Consider the following 6,000-nt stretch of genomic DNA (forward strand, 5'->3'; position numbering starts at 1 on the left):
TTCAGGCTCACTTTAGGCTGTGCCCTGTAGCGGTTTTGCCGACCAACATCTCCAGAGTGTTACACATTCGTATGTGGCATGAAATTCCCTCTCTAATGGTTTCGCAGGCAATTTTTGCATAAAGCTACCCCCGCAGGAAGATATTACATATGTGCAACCAAAAAACGTGCAAGCAAGCTATTTGACTGAAAGCGGGGGAATGCAATGAGTGATGTTCATCAGGAACGAGGAGCGTCAGCGGAAGGAGAGAACGGGACCTCGGTAATGGGTGCCGGCGGCGTATACGACAAAAGAATGACTGCGGGGGAGGGCGAAGATTCTCTCACCAACCGGCAAGGACACCCCATTACGGACAATCAGAACATGAGGACGGTGGGCAGAAGAGGCCCCACGACACTGGAGAACTACGATTTTCTGGAAAAAATCACCCATTTTGACAGGGAACGCATTCCGGAGAGGGTCGTTCATGCGCGCGGGACAGGTGCCCATGGCTATTTTGAAGCGTACGGCAAAGTGGGAGACGAGCCTATAGCCAAGTACACCAGGGCCAAGCTGTTTCAGGAAGCGGGCAAGCGCACACCCGTGTTTGTCCGGTTTTCCACGGTCACCCACGGCATCCACTCGCCGGAGACATTGCGCGATCCGCGCGGCTTTGCCGTCAAATTCTATACGGAAGACGGCAACTGGGATCTGGTAGGCAACAACCTGAAAGTGTTTTTCATTCGGGATGCGATGAAGTTTCCGGACCTGATTCACGCGTTCAAACCGGACCCGGTGACCAATATTCAGGACCAGGAGCGCATCTTTGACTTCATCTCCAACACCCCGGAAGCCATGCATATGATTACGTTTCTTTTCTCTCCGTGGGGCATCCCGGCCAATTATCGCCAGATGCAGGGCTCGGGCGTCAATACGTACAAGTGGGTCAACAAAGAGGGCGAAGCCGTTCTGGTGAAGTACCATTGGCAGCCGCTTTCCCAAGGCATCAAGAACCTCACGCAAAAGGAAGCCCAAAAAATTCAGGCACAAAATTTCAACCACGCTACTCAGGACTTGTACGAAGCAATCGAGCGAGGCGAGTACCCGGAGTGGGAGCTCTGTGTCCAGATCATGAGCGATGACGAGCATCCGGAGCTTGATTTTGATCCATTGGACCCGACCAAGCTTTGGCCGGAGGAACAATTTCCGTTTCTCCCTGTAGGCAAAATGGTGTTGAACAAAAATCCGGAAAACTACTTTGCGGAGGTAGAGCAAGCATCCTTCGGGACGGGCGTACTGGTCGACGGACTGGATTTTTCCGATGACAAGCTGCTGCAGGGGCGGACGTTTTCCTACTCTGACACACAGCGTTATCGGGTAGGCGCCAATTATTTGCAGCTTCCGATCAACGCTCCGAAAAAACGCGTAGCCACCAATCAGGAAGGCGGTCAAATGCTCTACCATGTGGACAGGACCAATCCGCATATCAACTACGAGCCGTCCACGATTGGGGGACTGCGTGAGGTCGTGCAGGAAGAAAAGGACCACGAGCCGTACGTAGCGGGAAATGTGGTGCGGCAAAAAATTGACCGGACCAATGACTTCAAACAGGCCGGGGAGCGTTACCGGATGTTCGAGGACTGGGAGCGGGACGATCTGATCGAAAATCTGGTAAACGCCTTGCGCGTCTGCAGGAAGGAAATTCAGGACAAGATGATCGAGATGCTAACAAAATGCGATCCCGATTACGGCCGTCGCGTCCGGGAGGGTCTGGAGCAGGCCGGCAGCAAGGATTCGGGAAAATTGGGGACGGGCGGTCCGATCGGCACAGAAAACGCTGGAGCAGCAGTGAAGGAAGCCGAAAGAAAAGGGCATCAGGCTGATCCCTATTAAGGATGGAAAGGCCGTTTCGCACGAGAGCGTGACGGCCTTTTTATATTGTTTATCAATAATGGAAGTATTTGTATCGGGTGTTTGTAATAGCCAAGACATCAAAACAGAACAGGGAATGGTAAGAAAGTCCCGTTTTCGCTGCTTCTTTTGCCCGAATACCCACATAAAATAAAGAAAAGGACAACCCGCAGAAATCGTCACAATCCACCATGTTTCTTGAAGTTTTTTACATTTGATGTAGAATGATGAGAGGTTGCAAACGAATATCCGAAACTGGATGCACGCGTCAAGATAGAAGACCATGGATGAATGGCGGTGAACACGCTTTGGAAAAAATACAATGGCTGCGTCAAATGGCGGCAAAGCATCCCGAGGACGCCCAAACGCACTTCTGGTTAGGAAAGGAACTGGCCGAAAACGGTTTGTGGCTGGAAGCGATCAGTTCATATTCTGCAGGACTCACATATTGCGAGAATGAGGAATTGCGCAATGACTTTATTCGGGAGCTGTCACTGGCCACACAACAGCTGCAGCAACAGGCAACGGGCAGTGCTGCTGCCCCGGCTGTCCAGAAGAACTCCTCCGCCGCCTCGGCTACAGGGATGAGCAATGTCGCGCCTCTGGCCAAAGGGATGGAAACAGAAAACATCGGAGAGAAAAACGAGGCTCCCCCCCAAGAAACAGATCATAAAAGAGATGGCCGCAACCATTCGCTGCAAAATGATTTCGGGGAAGACGATGAGAAATACGATGAAGCCGATGACGACAACAGCGATTACGAGGATGACCGTTATGCTGGCAGCCAGGGAACTGGAGCGGGCAGACAAAACCACTCCTACAAAGTAAAGAACCATCCGGGCCTAAAAATTATCGATGGCGGCCAACGGGAGAAAAAAGAGGAACTGCCAACGTTAAACAAGGTCACGTTTGAGGATGTGGCAGGCCTGCATGAATTGAAGAAAACGATTCGCTTGCGGATAATAAGCCCGTTTTTCAATCAAGGCCTGTTCTCCAAGTTCCGCAAAAAAGTGGGCGGCGGCGTATTGCTGTACGGCCCTCCCGGTTGCGGGAAAACGTTCGTGGCGAGAGCGACTGCAGGAGAATGCAAAGCCACCTTCGTCCCGGTGCACATCACCGATATTCTGGACCCGTATATCGGAGTGAGCGAGCAGAATCTGAAAGCCATGTTTGACAAGGCGCGTCACCATAAACCGAGCATTATGTTTTTTGATGAGATCGATACGATCGGCTACAATCGTTCAAAATCTTCATCCAATTACATGCGGGGCGTGATCGATACCTTTTTGTCGGAAATGGAAGGCATTGATACCAGCACCGATCAGGTTTTGATCATTGGAGCTACCAATCTCCCTTGGGATGTAGACAATGCACTGAAGCGGCCGGGGCGGTTTGACCGGTTGATTTTTGTTGCGCCGCCAGATTTGGAAGCGCGTGAGCAAATGTTCACGCTGAAGCTGCACGGACGATTTGCCAAAGGAATCGATCCCCATTGGCTGGCCAAGCACACGGAGTTCTTTTCCGGGGCTGACATTGAAAATGTGTGTGAGCGGGCAGCGGAGCTTGTTCTGGAGGAAATCTTGGAGACCGGCGTGGAGCGCCCGATCATGATGAAGGATTTGGAGACGGTTTTGAGCGAGGTGAAGCCGACCACCCTGGACTGGCTGCGCACGGCGAAGAACTATGTCAAATATTCCAACCACAGCGGGCTTTACAACGATATAGAGGCGTATTTGCGCAAGTTTGGCAGACAGATTTAATTTTCACCCAGGAGTTGAGAGAGATGGAAGAAAGGATACAAAACGATTCCGAAGAGCTAGTGGAAAGACTGGTAGACAGCATCGAGTACCATTTTGACAATGACAATTATGAGACGGTGATCGCGGAGGCCAAGGAGCTGCTCGCGGTGGAACCTGACCATTTTTATGCACTGCTGCAAATGGGCTACTCTTATTTGAATCTCGACAGAATGGATGAGGCCAAAGAAACCGCCCAATACATGCTGGGATTGTGGCCTTCCCACCCGAGGGTGTTTCACCTTTACGGATGTGTGTGCAGATATAGCGGGGATTACAGCCGGGCTGTGGAAAGCTTCAAGCAGGCTATCGAGCTGAGACCGCTCAATATCGTCCATTACTGTGAGCTGGTGGAGACGATCTATTACTCCCAGACCGATTCCTCCTCCTATCGCATGTATGCTTATGGCTTCAATCTGCGAAAGCTGCGCTTCGAGTATTTCTTTGTCGGGGAAAGCAAGAAGAAGATGGAAGAAGCGTTAAGGATTTCGGAGCAAGCCGTTGGCATCGATCCTCAAAATTCGCGGATTCATTCCATCAGAGGGCACTTGTATTACGCCTTGGGGAAATACGAGGAAGCAGAAAAGGAGTATGCTGCCGCTCTGGAGTTAAGGCCCGATGACGGGGAGAAGCACGCCAACTATGCTTATCTTTTATTCACTCTTGGCAAGAGAGAAGAGGGACAGCGCTATCTCGACCAAGCATTGAGTATCGCTCCTCATGCCCGGGAAGTCCAATACGTATCGAGCCAGTTTGAACAATATAAAGATCCCCAGGATTACTACCGGTTTATTTCCCAAACATTTGAAGCATGGTCCCATTTGTATCGGGACAGCCTGTGGTATCTTGAGCAATTGATCAGAATCAAGCTTCAATTTGAACGAAAGCCGAAGAAAGAGCTGAAGAGGTACTTGTCTATAAAGCCGGATGATTTGGAAATGCAGATCACGTACGGCCAGGTGTTGTTTGATGACGAGAAATACAAGGCGGCCCTTGCCCATTTTCAAAAGATAAAGCAGCAGTTTCCCGGGAATACACACATAGAGACCTGGATCCAAACCGTATTGGATAAGGGAACGTTCAAGATATACATACTCCCTTGGATTGCACTTGTTTTTCAGGGGTTGATTTACGCGGTAGCGCTTGTCTATCTCATCTTCATGTTTGTTTTCAAAGTGCTGACCAGGCCGTTTAGACGTCGCTGACGATGAATGCCTCCTTCCATGATTTTGTTGTGGCCCTTCGTGTATGAGTTGGCGGGCTTGCTGAAGGAGCTGCAAATTTACATCTCGTCCTTGCAAGCAGATGCGCTGCCCGTTCCATTCAAGACAGGGATGTCACAAAAGAAAAAGTGGAGGCTGTCTGTCAAAGAAGCTGGAGAAGCAGAATGGATGATCGTGGAGGGTGGAGAAATACGGGGCCCTTTGGCCGCCAATATCATTCTGTGGATTGCTGAAACCGGCCAAATCGATTGGGAGACAAGCTATGTCTGGAAGCGAGGCATGAAGGAATGGCTGCAGATTGGAAAAGTCTCCTTTTGCCGAGTCGGTAGAGAAGCGCATTCATGGACAAGGAACATAGAGAGCAGTTAAGAGAGTGAAACAAGAAATGGTAGCCGATTAGCTGTTATGGCAGCGGAAGAACCCAGGCGGATGCCTGCCAGATGACGGCGTTGCCAGGGTTTCCGCTGTTTTCGTTTTTTTGCGGGTATGAACGCAAGAACATACGATTCATAATAGAATCAATGTAGAGCGGGAACAAATAACCGGGGAGATTGAAATTTCAATTCTATTAAAGTAATTTTAAATGGCAGCTTCATAAAACAAAAATTGGCTCTTGCATTTTTTCACGAGTGCTGGTAGTATTTAAATCCTGTGATGCAAATGACAGCAAACAATCTAGTAATTGCTTGCGGACTTTCAGTTTGAGCCATTAGCTCAGTTGGTAGAGCATCTGACTTTTAATCAGAGGGTCGAAGGTTCGAGTCCTTCATGGCTCACCAGTTTCTTTCATTCATATGCGGTCGTGGCGGAATTGGCAGACGCGCTAGATTCAGGTTCTAGTGGTGGCAACACCGTGGAGGTTCAAGTCCTCTCGACCGCACCAAAAAAACCGTGTTTTACCAGTTGATATTGTTCGTCAAACATGGTACATTAGATTCCTGCCCGCGAGAATGTTTGCAGGCACATTGAAATTAACAAGCGCTTTTGAAAGATAGCTAAAAAATGCTTGACTTTCAAAAAGTGATATGTTAAATTAGAATACGTGTCTCACGACAGTGAGTGCGAAATGCTCTTTGAAAACTGAACAGCGA

General features: G+C 49.5%; 4 protein-coding genes and 2 tRNA genes. All 6 read left to right on the plus strand.

Annotated features, from left to right (window positions below; genetic code table 11):
• Positions 1-204: 204 nt before the first annotated feature.
• The 6 genes from EDM54_RS08005 (at position 205) to EDM54_RS08030 (ending at position 5,792) form a co-directional block, all read left to right on the plus strand.
• Entirely contained in the window at positions 205-1,872 is a 1,668-nt protein-coding gene (locus EDM54_RS08005; RefSeq protein WP_170208381.1) for a catalase, read from the plus strand.
• 305 nt (positions 1,873-2,177) lie between these two features.
• Positions 2,178-3,650, plus strand: coding sequence for an ATP-binding protein (locus EDM54_RS08010; protein ID WP_003393168.1), 1,473 nt, complete (start codon positions 2,178-2,180; stop codon positions 3,648-3,650).
• A 23-nt stretch (positions 3,651-3,673) separates the two neighbouring features.
• Positions 3,674-4,891: a tetratricopeptide repeat protein gene (locus EDM54_RS08015; protein WP_024984307.1), complete on the plus strand. Its 1,218-nt coding sequence runs from the start codon at positions 3,674-3,676 to the stop codon at positions 4,889-4,891.
• A gap of 18 nt (positions 4,892-4,909) precedes the next feature.
• Positions 4,910-5,278, plus strand: coding sequence for a GYF domain-containing protein (locus tag EDM54_RS08020; protein ID WP_003393172.1), 369 nt, complete (start codon positions 4,910-4,912; stop codon positions 5,276-5,278).
• A 334-nt stretch (positions 5,279-5,612) separates the two neighbouring features.
• Positions 5,613-5,688: transfer RNA gene (locus EDM54_RS08025), tRNA-Lys, on the plus strand.
• Positions 5,689-5,705: 17 nt separating this feature from the next.
• Positions 5,706-5,792: transfer RNA gene (locus EDM54_RS08030), tRNA-Leu, on the plus strand.
• Positions 5,793-6,000: the final 208 nt, after the last annotated feature.

Origin of the sequence: Brevibacillus borstelensis, assembly GCF_003710865.1 — a bacterium.
Classification (GTDB): domain Bacteria; phylum Bacillota; class Bacilli; order Brevibacillales; family Brevibacillaceae; genus Brevibacillus; species Brevibacillus borstelensis.

What these genes read in the sequence shown, in the direction of transcription:
- EDM54_RS08005 (WP_170208381.1), top strand. Translation starts at nt 205, where the DNA reads ATGAGTGATGTTCATCAGGAACGAGGAGCGTCAGCGGAAGGAGAGAAC.
- EDM54_RS08010 (WP_003393168.1), top strand. Translation starts at nt 2,178, where the DNA reads ATGAATGGCGGTGAACACGCTTTGGAAAAAATACAATGGCTGCGTCAA.
- EDM54_RS08015 (WP_024984307.1), top strand. Translation starts at nt 3,674, where the DNA reads ATGGAAGAAAGGATACAAAACGATTCCGAAGAGCTAGTGGAAAGACTG.
- EDM54_RS08020 (WP_003393172.1), top strand. Translation starts at nt 4,910, where the DNA reads ATGATTTTGTTGTGGCCCTTCGTGTATGAGTTGGCGGGCTTGCTGAAG.